The organism is uncultured Corynebacterium sp. (assembly GCF_945649885.1).
Lineage (GTDB): Bacteria > Actinomycetota > Actinomycetes > Mycobacteriales > Mycobacteriaceae > Corynebacterium.
On record NZ_CALZFS010000004.1, the window covers coordinates 14,944 to 29,517 of the forward strand.

11 protein-coding genes and 2 tRNA genes are annotated in these 14,574 nt (G+C 57.4%); 5 read left to right on the top strand and 8 right to left on the bottom strand.

Annotated features, from left to right (window positions below):
- Positions 1 to 124 precede the first annotated feature (124 nt).
- On the top strand, positions 125 to 1,378 hold the full coding sequence (locus Q0M74_RS00885; protein ID WP_293950858.1) for an alpha/beta hydrolase-fold protein: 1,254 nt from the start codon (positions 125 to 127) through the stop codon (positions 1,376 to 1,378).
- Here Q0M74_RS00885 and orn read toward each other — a convergent pair.
- From orn to Q0M74_RS00905, 4 genes are all read right to left on the bottom strand, one after another.
- Positions 1,375 to 2,037: an oligoribonuclease gene (gene orn / locus Q0M74_RS00890; protein WP_293950860.1), complete on the bottom strand. Its 663-nt coding sequence runs from the start codon at positions 2,035 to 2,037 to the stop codon at positions 1,375 to 1,377. The two genes, Q0M74_RS00885 and orn, sit on opposite strands and share 4 nt — an antisense overlap.
- Before the next feature lie 12 nt (positions 2,038 to 2,049).
- Positions 2,050 to 2,850, bottom strand: coding sequence for a mycolate reductase (cmrA, locus tag Q0M74_RS00895; RefSeq protein ID WP_293950862.1), 801 nt, complete (start codon positions 2,848 to 2,850; stop codon positions 2,050 to 2,052).
- 44 nt (positions 2,851 to 2,894) lie between these two features.
- Positions 2,895 to 3,644: a hydroxypyruvate isomerase family protein gene (locus tag Q0M74_RS00900; RefSeq protein ID WP_293950864.1), complete on the bottom strand. Its 750-nt coding sequence runs from the start codon at positions 3,642 to 3,644 to the stop codon at positions 2,895 to 2,897.
- Positions 3,645 to 4,053: 409 nt separating this feature from the next.
- A tRNA-His gene (locus tag Q0M74_RS00905) sits at positions 4,054 to 4,126 on the bottom strand.
- 258 nt (positions 4,127 to 4,384) lie between these two features.
- On the opposite strand from Q0M74_RS00905, the gene larC reads away from it, so the two are divergent.
- Positions 4,385 to 5,542 (top strand): nickel pincer cofactor biosynthesis protein LarC, encoded by a 1,158-nt coding sequence (larC, locus tag Q0M74_RS00910; protein ID WP_293950866.1) that lies wholly within the window; start codon positions 4,385 to 4,387, stop codon positions 5,540 to 5,542.
- Here the strand turns inward: larC and larB are convergent.
- The 4 genes from larB to Q0M74_RS00930 form a co-directional block, all read right to left on the bottom strand.
- Complete coding sequence (gene larB / locus Q0M74_RS00915) at positions 5,539 to 6,210, bottom strand: nickel pincer cofactor biosynthesis protein LarB (RefSeq protein WP_293950868.1); 672 nt, start codon at positions 6,208 to 6,210, stop codon at positions 5,539 to 5,541. The two genes, larC and larB, sit on opposite strands and share 4 nt — an antisense overlap.
- Positions 6,207 to 7,061: an ATP-dependent sacrificial sulfur transferase LarE gene (larE, locus tag Q0M74_RS00920; RefSeq protein ID WP_293950870.1), complete on the bottom strand. Its 855-nt coding sequence runs from the start codon at positions 7,059 to 7,061 to the stop codon at positions 6,207 to 6,209. The genes larB and larE overlap by 4 nt, the downstream gene beginning before the upstream one ends.
- 45 nt (positions 7,062 to 7,106) lie before the next feature.
- Positions 7,107 to 8,441: a lactate racemase domain-containing protein gene (locus Q0M74_RS00925; protein ID WP_293950873.1), complete on the bottom strand. Its 1,335-nt coding sequence runs from the start codon at positions 8,439 to 8,441 to the stop codon at positions 7,107 to 7,109.
- 513 nt (positions 8,442 to 8,954) lie between these two features.
- A tRNA-Arg gene (locus Q0M74_RS00930) sits at positions 8,955 to 9,028 on the bottom strand.
- A 219-nt stretch (positions 9,029 to 9,247) separates the two neighbouring features.
- Here Q0M74_RS00930 and Q0M74_RS00935 point away from each other — a divergent pair.
- From Q0M74_RS00935 to ettA, 3 genes are all read left to right on the top strand, one after another.
- Positions 9,248 to 11,401, top strand: coding sequence for a cytochrome c oxidase assembly protein (locus Q0M74_RS00935; protein ID WP_293950875.1), 2,154 nt, complete (start codon positions 9,248 to 9,250; stop codon positions 11,399 to 11,401).
- A gap of 173 nt (positions 11,402 to 11,574) precedes the next feature.
- Positions 11,575 to 12,255: a single-stranded DNA-binding protein gene (locus tag Q0M74_RS00940; RefSeq protein ID WP_293950877.1), complete on the top strand. Its 681-nt coding sequence runs from the start codon at positions 11,575 to 11,577 to the stop codon at positions 12,253 to 12,255.
- A gap of 237 nt (positions 12,256 to 12,492) precedes the next feature.
- Positions 12,493 to 14,163: an energy-dependent translational throttle protein EttA gene (gene ettA / locus Q0M74_RS00945; protein WP_293950879.1), complete on the top strand. Its 1,671-nt coding sequence runs from the start codon at positions 12,493 to 12,495 to the stop codon at positions 14,161 to 14,163.
- The last annotated feature ends 411 nt before the right edge of the window (positions 14,164 to 14,574 follow it).

Consider the following 14,574-nt stretch of genomic DNA (forward strand, 5'->3'; position numbering starts at 1 on the left):
TCAACCGGCGGACAATCTCCCGCGCCCAGCACTTTTTATTGCTGGTGCGATGAGGGGGACTGACTGCCGGTATTGCGTGTTTTGTAGCTTAAATTGTCGAGTGTAGGGCCAAGGGGATAACTAGATGCCACCGTTGAGGCAGATCGGGGAGTGGGTGGACCGTTTCGGTTTCACCCACCAGGAGCTGTCTCCAACTGTGCCGCCAAGCGCCCCAATCCGCCAGACACGCGTCCCAGGCCCCATTGAAAAGGCCTGGTCACAAGCATTGAGCATCGGTGGGGAGCAGGCAGCCCGCCAATGTGGCGACATGGCTGTCACCGCGCTGGCCCAGCCCAATCCCATCATCTCTGAGGATCCAGACGGCGATCCTGACATGCGGCTCTACACCTGGGTGGTGGAAAGCCCCGGTGCCCATTCCGTATTGATGTGGGCCAACGGTGTATTTGATCACGCCAATGTTCAAGACTCAGAAATGCACCGGCTGGAGGGCTCTGATCTGTGGACCCTCACTCTGCGCATGCCCGCTGATTGGCGCGCCAGCTACACCATCACCTCCTGGGACCATGAGGAGGTACCCCCGTGGAGTACCGCAACTGACCGCTCAGAGATCCGTCGGGCCGCGATGGCCAACGGGCGTCTTGACGAGCGCAATGTCGGTCGCGTCATGAACTCCTCCCTGGTGGAAGGCCCCGCGGCGCTGGTGGACCGGTGGACGGCGACGTCGCAAAGCACCTGCACCAATGAGCACACCCTGGATGACACCCGGTTCTGGGTCTATGCGCCGCAGGACGTAGCGGAAAAGACCCCACTGCTGATCCTGTTCGACGGTCAGCACTGGAATGGTGCCCTGCATCTGCCAGCACAGGTTGATGCGGCGATCCGCGCCGGCATCTTGCCACCCGTGCACATCCTCATGATCGATGCACAGGACACCGACCACCGGTGGGACACCGTCGGTGTGCCCGGTGGCCAGGTGGATACGCTTATCGACGCCATCCTCCCGCACGTCCGCGAGAACTACCGCGTTTCCCCGCGTGGCGAGGACACCATCGTCTCCGGTGTCAGTTTCGGCGGCCTGGCCTCCCTGTGGGCGCTGGCGCTCTCTGATGGCGAGATCGGCCATGCCATCGCCCAGTCACCCAGCCTGTGGCGTTTTGATGTCGCTGATGCCCTCTCCGCTGCTGAGAACTGGGTGTCCATCCACCTGCAGGCTGGCAAATACGAAAATGAAATGCTCCGCCTCTCCCACAAACTGGCAGAAGATCTCTCCGGAGACATCCGTGATGTCCGCGTGCAGAAGGTCCACGGCGGCCACGACTGGGCCTGGTGGCGCGTTCACATGCTGACCGAGCTCACCAAGCTCCTCTACAGCCGTTAGTCTTCGAAGTGGCTGGCGAAACGTTCATTTGCCGCTGTCGCAGCAGTCTCACATTCTGTAGAAGTAGGACCGGGCTCCGCAGCAAAGAAGGAACGACGGTAATAATCCAGTTCACGGATGGACTCCACGATATCGGCCAGGGCGCGGTGCGCCAGGCCCTTCTGCGGCTGCTTGTAATACACCCGCGGATACCAGCGGCGAGCCAATTCCTTCACCGAGGACACATCCACCATGCGGTAGTGCAGAGCAGCATCTAGACGCGGCATCTGCTCACGGATGAAGGCACGGTCCGTGGCAATGGAATTACCAGCCAGAGGCGCCGGGTGGGCGGGATCGCAGTGCCTCTCAATCAGCGCCAGAACCGCATCCTCAGCCTCCTTCAGGGACACCGTGGAGGACTTGATCAGCGGGGTCAGACCGGAGGAATCATGCATGTTGGTGACAAAGTCATCCATCTGCGCCAATTCCTCCTCAGTGGCATGAACCACCAGATCAACACCCTCACCGAGGATGTTGAGGTTGGCATCGGTGACAAGTGCTGCAACCTCCACGATGACGTGGCGCTCCAGATCCAGACCGGTCATTTCAAGATCGACCCACACCAAGCGGTCATCGCGGGCAGCAACAGTGGGGAAATTATCCCCATTAACATCAGACATTAAGAATTCTTTCTAACTCATCTTTGAATAGACCCAGCCCATGACGGGGGAAAGCACAGCCGTCGGGGCAATGGCGGATACTGCATTCATGGCCTTGGACAATGGACCCGGCACCACACGGCGACGGTTCTTCGACAGTGCACGTAGTGTCTCGGCAGAGCAGGACTCGTAGGTCGTCCACAGGAAATCAGGCACCACCTTGTCAATGATGGACTGTTCAGCCTCAGGGACCACGGCCTCGCGGACAGGTCCCGGAGCCAGCAGGGTGCAGGCCACACCCGTGCCACGAAGCTCATAATGAAGTGCCTCGGTAAACGCATTCACACCGGCCTTGGTGAGAACATAGGTGGCATTGTTGGGGATCGGCACGTTGCCGGCAGCAGAGCCGACATTGCAGATTGCGCCGGTGCCACGCTCAATCATACCGTCGAGAACTGCACGGGTTAGCTCAAAGACAGCAGTGGCATTCAGATCGAACTGGGCTGTTTCATAGGTCCAATCCTGATCCTTGAAGGGACCGAAGCTGGCGATACCGGCGGAGTTGATGATGATGTTGATCTCGCGACCCTTGATTTCATCAACCAGTTTTCCCCGCTGCTCACGGTCAGCCAGATCCACAGCACGGACCTCCACGATCACGCCGTGCTTGTTCTCCAACTCACCGGCGATCTCCTGCAACAGCTCACCGCGACGTGCTACCAGGATCAGGTTGTGTCCATAACGGGCCAGATCCCGTGCTATCGCCAGGCCGATTCCCTGACTTGCGCCAGTGACAACTGCGCGGGCGCTCTGGCTTGGGATTGGCAATGCCATGAAAGCTCCTTGAATTTGATGATCACTAACGGACTAATCGTACGTTATAACGCACCCAACCAGCCGAGTCCCTCCACAGTGGTGCCAGCAGGATGATATTCAGCACCAATGGCACCGGTGTAGGGGAGGGAATCAAGAAGCTGGAAGATATGAGCATCGTTGACCTCGCCTGTGCCAGGCTCCGTGCGCGCCGGAACACTGGCCACCTGCACATGTCCCAGCAGGCCGGCATCATGAAGGGCGGTGAGGTGGCGGCTAAGATCCCCGTGGATCTGTTGGACATGGAAGATGTCAAAGAGGATCTTCGCATTGGGGATATCGCGGATGAGGCTGATGGCTTGACCTAGATCACGGAGGAAATACCCTGGCACCGTGTGGTGGTTGATCGGCTCCACCACCACGAGCACCCCCTGTTGAGCAGCCATCGCGGCAGCGGTACGAACATTGCGGACATAGGTTGCAGTTACATCTGGAGTGGTGGGTGCGATACCAGCCATCACATGAAGCTTGCTGGCACCCAGGGTGGTGGCATAGTGAAGTGCTACTTCAATGGACTCTGTGAAGTCTGTGGTTTCCAGTGCGGCGAGCCCGAAGGAGTCACCGGGAGGCGCATTGATGAGTGCCACTGGCAGACCAGCCCGGTGGACGCTGGCGGTGAGCTTATCCAGATCATGCTCGTAGGGGAACTGGAATTCCACAGCATCGAAGAGACCGGTATCCGCTGCAGCCTGAAATCTCTCCAGGAAGGGCAGTTCAGTGAAGAGAAGCGAGAGGTTCGCGGAAAATTTTGGCATTGATCAGTTTCCTGGTGACTAGGTTCATAAAATTGACTCAAGGTTGGGTTAGCAACAAATTTAGCCAAGAAACCACAGCAGCACCGCCGGGAAGAACTCCTCAGGTCAGTATTTCTCTGGTGGGGGTGTGCTGGTCAACGCGAGGGCTCCGTGATCCCTTTTTAGGTAATTCTCAGGTGATGTTAGAGTAGGTCTCGGATTCAGTCCCATTTCTAGAGTGGGATCAGCGAGGTTGTCCTTCGCCTGGATCCGGTAGGGGCGAGGGCCGCAATCTGTAGGGGGTTGCGGTCCTCCTTTGCATTTCCATGGAGAGCTGGCGGAGTCTGGCTCCCGAACAGGCCTAATTTTTGGTGGAAATGCAAGAAAACCCCTGACTTTGTTTCCAAAGTCAGGGGTTCTTCATCTTGGGGGTGGCTGACGGGGCTCGAACCCGCGACACCCAGGATCACAACCTGGTGCTCTACCAGCTGAACTACAGCCACCATTGCTGCATCAAATGCAGCGAGATTAACTCTAGCCCACTCTTTTGAAATAACAAAAACGCCAGGTAGCTGCGTTATTCGGAGGTTCCGACGGAAGATTTGTTGCTGTGGCGACCATTGTGGAAAATGAGGCTGGGAACTAAAAGACGAGACCAACCTGCTGGTCTTTCCGGCAGCTCCAACCAGAGGCTCATCGATTGTCCCAGCCTCTCGTGCCACTGGGCATCCCACCTGGCGCCGGGTTGTATCCTTGTCCCCATGAGTCTGTGGATCGATGCAAGTGCCGGGGTAGCTGGAGACATGTTGTTGGGCGCACTGGTTGATGCCGGAGCAAACCTGGAACAGATCCTCCAGGTCATTGACGCCGTGGTCCCAGGCGAGGTGCAGCTGAGTGCTGAGCAGGTCAATCGCGCCGGGCAGCGCTCGTTGAAGGTTGAGGTGGACACAGTTCATGAGCATCACTCGCACCGTACCTGGACCACCATCCGCACCATGTTGATTGATGCAGATATTCCAGAGCCGACCCGCAGCGACGCACTGGCTGTCTTTGAAAGAATCGCCCATGCTGAGGCCGCAGTCCATGGGGTGAATCCAGAAACCATCCACTTCCATGAGGTGGGCGCCCTTGATTCGATCGCTGACATCGTCGGGGTATGTGAAGCCATGAGACAACTGGGGGAGCAGGAGATCTTTTCGTCATCAATCGCTCTGGGCTCAGGCCGTATCCGGGCGGCCCACGGTGATATTCCCGTACCGGTGCCGGCTGTAGCCGAGTTGATGCGGGGATGGCCTGCGACCTCTGGTGGTGAGGGAGAACTGGCCACCCCGACCGGTGTCGCGCTGATCCGGCATTTCGCACAGGCAGCAGGACCCCTGCCCGATGGCGTGATTGCTCGTATCGGTGTGGGGGCCGGCACCAAGGATTTTCCCAATCGTCCCAACATCACTCGGGTGATCATCCTTGTGCAGGAGTCCGTGGCCAACTCTGATACCGGCCAGCTGGTGCAGCTGGAGGCAAATATCGATGACATGGATGCACGCCTGTGGCCAGGAGTGTTGGAACAGCTCTTTAGCATGGGGGCCCGTGACACGTGGCTGACCCCGATTCTGATGAAGAAGGGCAGGCCCGCACACACCATCCATATCCTGGCCCTGCCACAGGATGTAGCGGCCATCAAACAGGTGCTCTTTGCCACCACAACCACCTTCGGGGTGCGCTCCTGGACAGTGGAGCGGGAAGGCCTGGACCGCCGCTTCGAAACTATCACCGTGGATGGTCATCAGGTGCGGATGAAGATAGGTTCCCGCCAGGGAGTGGATCAGACCGCACAACCCGAATTTGACGATATCCAGGCAGCAGCAGTGGCCCTGGGCATCAGCGAGATGGAGGTACTACGCCGAGCCCAGCAGAGTTAACGCGCTGAGATCTGGGCCGCGAGATGCCCCGCGCCATAGCCATTATCGATATTGACCACCCCAACCCCCGGAGCACAGGAGTTGAGCATGGTCAACAGTGGCGCGATGCCACCGGAGCCTGCGCCATAACCCACAGATGTCGGCACCGCCACGATGGGGCAGGACACCAGACCACCCACCACACTCGGCAACGCACCATCCATGCCGGCGGCGATGATGATGACACCTGCCCTGTGCAGTTCCTCCTCATAGCTGAGCAGACGGTGAATACCAGCCACACCCACATCCGCAATCAGGGAGACAGCACGGCCCAGGTAACGGGCAGTATGCATGGCCTCCTTGGCCACCGGAAGATCAGAGGTACCAGCACACAACACCAACACCGAGACCCCGGTGGGTTCAGGTGCCACCGCAGGATAAGCCAGGAAACGGGCATCCGGATCATAGAAGACATTGTTCAACACCTCCATGACAGCAGCAGCCTGCTCCGGCTTGACCCGGGTGAACAACGTCGTCTGCTCCGCATCACGCAGACTCAGCGCAATGGCTGCCACCTGCTCGGTGGTTTTGCTCTCGCAATAGATGGCTTCCGGATAACCACGGCGGCGAGCCCGGTCAAGATCAAGATGGGCGAAATCGCCGACCTTCCTGGTGCGCTCCTCGCTCACAGGCTCCCCTTCGCATTGAGAATGGACAAGGTCATCGCCCCGGATTGAATACCCCGAAGATCAACCACCGCATAGGTGAAACCAGCCCGGGCCGATGAAGCCTGGATCTCCGCGGAAACCTCAGGGGCGTTGGCGCGGGGGATTTCGCCCACAAGCAACTCAATGCGGGCAATATCATCATGGTGGCGCACACGGGAATCACTGAAACCAAGCTGATAGAGCGTCAACTCCAGAGCCTCAACCTGCTTGAGTTTCTCCTCCGTGACCTCATGACCATGTGGGATCCGTGACGCCAGGCAGGGAGCCGCAGGCTTATCCGCAACCGGCAACTGGAAAGCACGTGCAACACTGCGCACATCCGCCTTGCTCAAACCAGCATCAGAAAGCGGACGCAGGACACCATGTTCCGTGGCAGCACGCGCGCCGGGACGGTCAATGCGCGTGGAATCATCAGCATTCTCACCATAAGCCACCGCAGAGAGCCCATGGGCCTGGATGAGGGAATCATCGATGACCTCAAACATCTCCTTCTTGCAGAAGTAGCACCGGTCCACATCGTTGGCGCGGTACCCCTCCACCGCCTGCTCATCAGTGGTGATCTGAATGACCTGCGCACCAATGAACTCAGCAGTGTCCAGCGCCAGGGCCTTTTCCCGGGATGCCAGGGAAGGGGAGACCGCCATGATCGCCAGGACCCGGTCAGGCCCCAGAACATGGTGGGCGATGGCCAACAGGGTCGCGGAATCAACACCACCGGAATATGCGATGCCCAACCGGCCCTCAGCGGGAAGATGCTTTGCGACGCGGTCGATGAGTTTGCCAGCTACTGCAGCTGGCTGGGGAAGAGGCATGGTGAGGTGACTTGAACCTTTCGGTGCTGAAGATTTAACTGGTGCTTACAGGACTAAATTCTTGGTTTCCAACCGGTGCAGGATCTCACCGGCATTTTCCATGATCAGGGTATCCGGATCAGCGGCAAAGCCATCCCAGTCCAGCGTGTTGGGATCTGCATAACCAAGGTTGTAGGCAGCACAGACCTCCGGGGAGACCTGGGACGCCAGGGTGACGTTGATACGCAGCTTCTCCTCACCGGTCTCCGGATCATATGTTCCAAGGCCACGGACGTGGGTGGAATGTGCGATCTCGCCCCAGGGGTGGTCCTTGAACTTGTCCCACTGCTTGGTGAAATACTCGATGCAGTGATAACCGATATCACCGATACCGGGGTGCATTTCTGAGATCTCCGTGATGTGTGGGGCATAAACAATGATCTCACCCCCATCAGCACACACCGGTTCCATCTTGTACACGCCCTTGGCGCCGGTCCAGAGATCCTCATACATCTCCGGAACCTTCGACACAATGCGCTGATAAGGCTCATCCACCCACTTGATGTGGGTACGTGATGCCACCTGGGCGTTGGCAGCCCACGCGGAACGGGTGGTACCAAAAGCAACCGAATGCAGGTTGGTGGCACCATCATCACCGGAGGTGGCCACATAGGTGATGGCCAGTTTCTCGCCCTGGATCATCTCGGCGGAAGTGTCGATGAGCTGACGCACCGGGGTGATGCCCAGAGTTCCGATGATGTCAGATGCGGTGATCAGGGCACCGACCCAGTGAGAGATATCAATGACATCATGAACGGAACAACCCGGGAAGAAGTACTTATTACCACCGGAGAAACCCACCACCTCATGCGGGAAGACCGGGCCGACAACCAGGTTCACATCAGACTCAGCGACGATCTTGTTGATCTGCACGGCCATGTCGCGGTCAGTGAGCAGCCCGCGGGTGAGACGCTCAATCTCTGCTGCCGGAACAGTGCCCAGAGTGGCGATGGCCTCCGGGTTCTGCCAATCATGATTGAGCACGGTGGCCTTGGGAAAACGCTGCGCAATGGTCTGGCCTGCAGGAACATCCAGCAGCTTTGCGATGGCGGATTCCTCCATCGCCGCGTGGGTACCCAGGGCGATCAGGATGGTGATGGACTTCGCCCGATCTGCGATGGCATCATAAGCCGCCTGGATCATCAGGCCATGCGGACCGGAACGGGTCCCATCAGGAATGACAATGCAGACACTCTTGCCATCCACATCAGTGGTGGCCAGCTGCTCCGTGACGAAGCTACGAGCCTGCTCTGCAGTGAGCTGATCAGTGGCACTACCCAGCAACGCTGCGGACTCAGCGAGACCCTCCGGCACGGGAAGGGTGAGACTTTCCTTATTCATACCTTTCAGTGTCCTTGGTGCCCACCAAGTTTTCAACACCTTGCCAGTTGTTGCAGGCGATGCTCTGCACGGGAGCACCACCGAGATTGGCAGCGAAACCCTCTGTGATCTGAAAGATAGGGGCCATGAAGACTCATAACATCGCACGTCCGTGGACTGTGGTGACAACCGCAGAATGGGAAGGGCGACCCCAAGTCTGGTCTTTCATTAGAAAGGCCTCCAGCACCATCGTCAATACTGGTACCGTGTGGGCAGCGTCGGCCGTTGGGGTCGGCTACCTTTCCTGGCGCTGGTGGAAGCCTTCGTCACCGGGAAACTCACCCCCTAGAGATCATGCCTTGGCCGCAGTACTACGCACTCCTTGTCTGCGGGGTGTTCCTGGTTTGTGCCGGTGAATGTGGTTTCATCTGGGTGCTATGGAACCCGACTAGAAGGATGGCCACGGTGTGCCCAGGAGTGGGTAAAGGGCCCTTTCTAAAGCTAAGAAAGTGCCCTCTACCTGCAGATATATTGTGCCCCCAGCAGGATTCGAACCCGCGACCAACCGGGTAGAAGCCGGTTGCTCTAATCCACTGAGCTATGGAGGCGTCGGATGGAAATACGGTCTACCAAAAGTGGTGAACCAAGCCATCCAAGAAACACACTATATAGGGTGCGCACAGGAAATCATCACAGACCCCCTGTGTGAATGGCCACAAAATCAATCCACCAAGGAACTTTAGCGCACACCCGTGTTCGGCTACCAACCAGATTCTGAAAACTGCCCGACTAGGGATACCAGTGGGAGCGGGGTTAGATTGGGGAATATGGATGAGCAGGTCGCAGACAGTGGTACCCCGGGACACACCCCGGTGGCCCCTGATGCAAGAAGTGAATCAATTATCTCGAATACACATGGTGGGGGAGCAGCCCCGGTGAAGAACCGGAGGGTTCGTTCCACCTGGCCTCTCTATGTGCTCTTTGTCATTGTGGCGGGCATCGTCGGTGGAACCATCTCCTGGGGTTTCCTGTCTGATTCGCTGGCAGCACTGGGTATCCCGGATCCAGGCACCATCACCACCGCAGGCCTTCCCTTCCTCCGGGGATCAGCCTGGATAGTTGCCGCACTGTCTGTGGGCAGCTTCCTCACCTCCACCTTCCTCATCAGTCCGCGCACCGTGGATGGGGTCAATGACTTGAAGCGGGGTGTGCTCAACGTTGATGGCACACTGGCTGCCCGCACAGGCTCTGTTGCGGCGATCTGCTTTGGCCTCATCGGTATTCTGATGATCCCCCTGGTCATGTCTGATCTATCTGGTCAGCCCTTCTCCACGGCGGTGCAACCAGCCAACTGGGCAGTGGCTTTTGAACAGGTTGCTCTGGCCAAGGCCTGGGGATGGTGTTCCGTCTTTGCCTTTGTCACCGGCATCGCAGGACTATTCACCCACCGCTGGTTAGCACAGCCACTACTGTTCATCGGGTCGATCGCCATGATCATCCCTCTCGGATTGGAGGGGCACTCAGCAGCAGGTGGTGACCATGATTATGGCACCAACTCCCTGCTGTGGCACCTGTTGTTCATGGTCCTGTGGGTCGGTGGGCTCATGGCTCTCATCGCGCATTGTCGACGCCTCGGACCGGACCTGGATCTGGCAATCAAGCGCTATTCCCATATCGCCACCTTCGCTCTGTTCGGTATCGCAGCTTCAGGCGTGGTCAACGCAGCACTTCGCATTGAATGGTCTGACTGGTTCACCACCCGTTATGGACTGATCGTGGTAGCCAAGGCTGTTGGTGTGATTGTGCTGGCGGGCTTCGGTTTCATCCACCGCGCAGCAGTGATCCCGAAGCTCCGGAAGGATCCAAGTAACTCCAAATTGTTCGCCAGTGTGGCCATCGTTGAAGTCATCGTGATGGCTGCAGTCACCGGCATTGCGATCTCCATGGGACGCACCCCGCCACCACCACCACGTGACCCCAACCTGTCCTACATGGCCATTGAGATCGGCTATGACCTCTGGGAAGAACCAACACTGACCTCGGTGTTCACCATGTGGCGTTTCGACGTCATGCTCGGAACCATTGGAATTCTGCTGGCCGTGTTCTACCTGCGTGGTCTCTACGTCCTGCACCGCAAGGGCAAGAAGTGGAACCATTTGCGCACCTTCTGGTGGATCCTGGGCTGCATCACCCTGGTGGTCACAGTGTCTTCCGGTATCGGAATGAACATGCCGGCAACCTTCTCCATGCACATGGTTGCCCACATGCTCCTCTCCATGGTTGTACCGGTGTTCCTGGTTCTGGGAGCACCACTGACCTTGATCCTGGAATCCGTCGATGCCGGTGAACCAGGCCGCCCGAATATGCATGACTGGGTGAAGGCGATGGTGGATAACCCACTGATGAACTTCATCATGCACCCGGCTGTGAACACCATCCAGTTCATCCTGATCTTCTACTTCCTCTACCTGACCCCGCTGTATGACGTCATGGTTTCTGAGCATGCCGGCCACCTGATCATGAACTTCGTCTTCGTGATCTCCGGTTATGTCTACTACTGGGAAATGATCGGTCCTGACATGAAGCCGGTGGAGCGCACCCACGTCTCCCGTCTGGCCTGGCTGACCTTCTCCATGCCCTTCCACCTCTTCTTCGGCGTTTATCTCATGCAGCTGCAGGAGATCCTGGCAGAGGACTTCTATGCACGCCTGGATCTGCCGTGGCATGTGGATCTCGCCTATGACCAGCTGGTTGGCGGTGGCATCGCCTGGGCATCAGGTTCCTTCCCACTCATCGTGGTCTTCGGTTACCTCTTCCGTGGCTGGCTCCGTGAAGAGCGTGTTGTCGAGGCGAAATATGAGCAACGTGCAGCGGAAACTGGCTTTGCGGACATGGAGGAATACAACCAGATGCTGGCCCGGATGAACCAGGGACATGACATGCACAGTGACTACTACAACGAGGAATTCAAGAAGGAATAACGAGTTATTCGAACGTACCCCCTGTCAAGTGTCCAGGGGCTTCGGCGGCGCCAATCTGTGGATGGTTTTTTCTATCCACAGAGTGGCGCCCCATCTGTTTTACCAGTGGTGATATTCCTGCCAGACTGCGCGGTGAAAGCACAAACAACATTGCAGAGAAAGGCACATCTACCATGTTTAACTCACCGATCACGATCACTGGACGCATCGTGGAAGACCCGACCTACTACGTGAATAAAGACAACACCGATGGCGTGCTGCGGCTCAGGATCGCCAGTTCCAGGTCCTTTCTGAAGGAACAAGAATGGAAGAATGTCGATCAGCTCTACATCACCGTGGAAGCCTGGGGCAGGCTGGGTATCAATGCCCATCAGGCACTGCTGAAGGGAACTGCGGTGATCATTCACGGCACGCTCTACACAAACAGCTGGAAGGTCCCGGCTCCAGAAGGAGAATCCCCAGATAAGGAATCATCACGGCAGGAAATCCGTTTACGTGCCTCATCCATCGGCGTGGACATGAACTACTACAAGGTGGGCTTCAAGGATGCCCGCCCGCTGCTGGAAAGCAACCTCCATGGGGTGGAGATCCCCGGAGGAGATGGCGAAACCTACCCAGATGTCAGCAGGAGGACTCAGGTAGAGAGGAAGGATCCCGCTGCAGAAACCACACCGGAACCCGCACCAGATGCCACATCAGAGACTTCAAACCCCGCTGCAGCCTCTGCTCCAGGTTCAATAACCGCCCAGACTTCGATGCCGGACTCCGAGACCAAACAGGAGCAAACTGGAAAACCACATCGTGAGCTTGTCGGAGCTACAGCACGGGTGGGCAATACCAACCCACCGTTTTGAACTGAAGTCTGAAAACCCACCATGCCAGCACCTGCCTGAGCAACACTGGCAGTCAGCCTCCCCACCTGCCCCGGTGCGTGCCGGGAAAGCGACTGGGGAAGCTGCTGTTATCGGTGGGTTTTCCCATGGTTGGCAAATTTGATCAATACCTATTATCTCGGGGTGCCGTTATCGGTCCAGCTCATGTAATCTGTAGCGTTGAGTACTCAAACGCAATATCGCAAATAAGGGGATACATTGGGCGAGTTCATCTACACGATGAGAAACGTGCGCAAGGTCGTTGGTGAAAAGGTCATTCTTGACAACGTCACCATGGCTTTCTACCCAGGCGCCAAGATCGGTGTCGTCGGCCCGAATGGTGCTGGTAAGTCCTCGATTCTGAAGATCATGGCCGGCCTGGATCAGCCGTCGAACGGCGACGCATTCCTCGATCCGGGAGCCACCGTTGGCATCCTGATGCAGGAACCAGTGCTGAACGAAGAAAAGACCGTTCGTCAGAACGTTGAAGAAGGTCTCGGCGAGATCTTCGAGAAGAAGCAGCGCTTCGAAGCCATCGCTGAGGAGATGGCCACCAACTACACCGACGAACTCATGGATGAGATGGGTGTTCTGCAGGAAGCACTTGATGCTGCAGATGCCTGGGAAATCGATTCCAAGATCGAACAGGCTCTTGACGCACTACGTTGCCCTCCGGGAGACGAGCCTGTCACGCACCTCTCCGGTGGTGAGCGTCGTCGTGTTGCACTGGCCAAGCTGCTGCTCTCAGAGCCTGACCTGCTGCTGCTGGATGAGCCTACTAACCACCTGGACGCTGAGTCCGTGCTGTGGCTGGAGAAGCACCTGGCTGATTACAAGGGTGCTGTCCTGGCTGTCACACACGACCGTTATTTCCTGGACCACGTTGCTGAGTGGATTTGTGAGGTTGACCGCGGAAAGCTGCACCCCTATGAGGGCAACTACTCCACATACCTGGAGAAAAAGGCAGAGCGTCTCGAGGTCGCAGGCAAGAAGGATCAGAAGCTTCAGAAGCGTCTGAAGGACGAGCTCGCATGGGTTCGCTCCGGCGCCAAGGCACGTCAGGCCAAGAACAAGGCCCGTCTGCAGCGCTACGAGGAGATGGTCACAGAAGCCGAGAAGTACAAAAAGCTCGACTTTGAAGAAATCCAGATCCCAACCCCACCACGCTTGGGCAACAAGGTTGTGGAGGTCGAGAACCTGATCAAGGGCTTCGACGGACGCACCCTCATCAAGGACTTGTCCTTCACCTTGCCGCGTAACGGCATCGTGGGCGTCATCGGACCCAACGGCGTGGGTAAGACCACCCTGTTCAAGACGATTGTCGGTCTGGAAGATCCGGATGCCGGCGACGTCACGGTTGGTGAAACCGTTCAGCTGTCCTATGTTGACCAGGGCCGTGAGAACATCGACCCGGAGAAGAGCGTGTGGGAGGTTGTTTCTGACGGACTGGATTACATCATCGTCGGCCAGAACGAAATGCCATCCCGTGCCTACCTCTCCGCTTTCGGTTTCAAGGGCGGCGACCAGCAGAAGCCATCCAAGGTTCTTTCCGGTGGTGAGCGTAACCGCCTGAACCTGGCGCTGACGCTGAAGCAGGGTGGCAACCTGATCCTGCTCGATGAGCCTACAAACGACCTTGATGTCGAAACCCTGGGTTCACTGGAAAACGCACTGGTTAACTTCCCAGGTTGCGCAGTGGTCATTTCACACGACCGTTGGTTCCTGGACCGTACCTGTACCCACATCCTTGCCTGGGAAGGCAACATTGCTGAGGGACAGTGGTACTGGTTCGAGGGCAACTTCGAGGACTACGAGAAGAACAAGGTTGAGCGCCTCGGCGCGGATGCCGCACGTCCTTCCCGTGTGACTCACCGTAAGCTGACCCGCTAAGGATTTTCCCACGGTGGGGGCGTCAACCCCCCCACCAGGTTTAATTCATTACCCGCATCTCATCTCCTTTTCAGTGATTGAACAAGGGATGAAATGCGGGTTTTGCACTCCCAGAACAACCGCGCTCCCTGGAGGGAAATACTGTGCACAAGAGAAATCCTCTTAGCACCACTTAGGTTTTCCCCAGTTCAAAAATCAGCCATACGCCACCATGACCGCGTCACACACCACAGGCTAGAAAAAGAATCTACGCAAAGCAGCACTGGTGCTCAATCACCTGTTCTTCCTGGCTGATACCGCTCCGGGAGTCGACATCCTCGCATCGATGGACACTCAAGCCTCTGGACGCACTCATCATGGGCCCGCTCGGGGACCGTTATGGACGCACATTCGCCCTCGGATGTCTTTCCA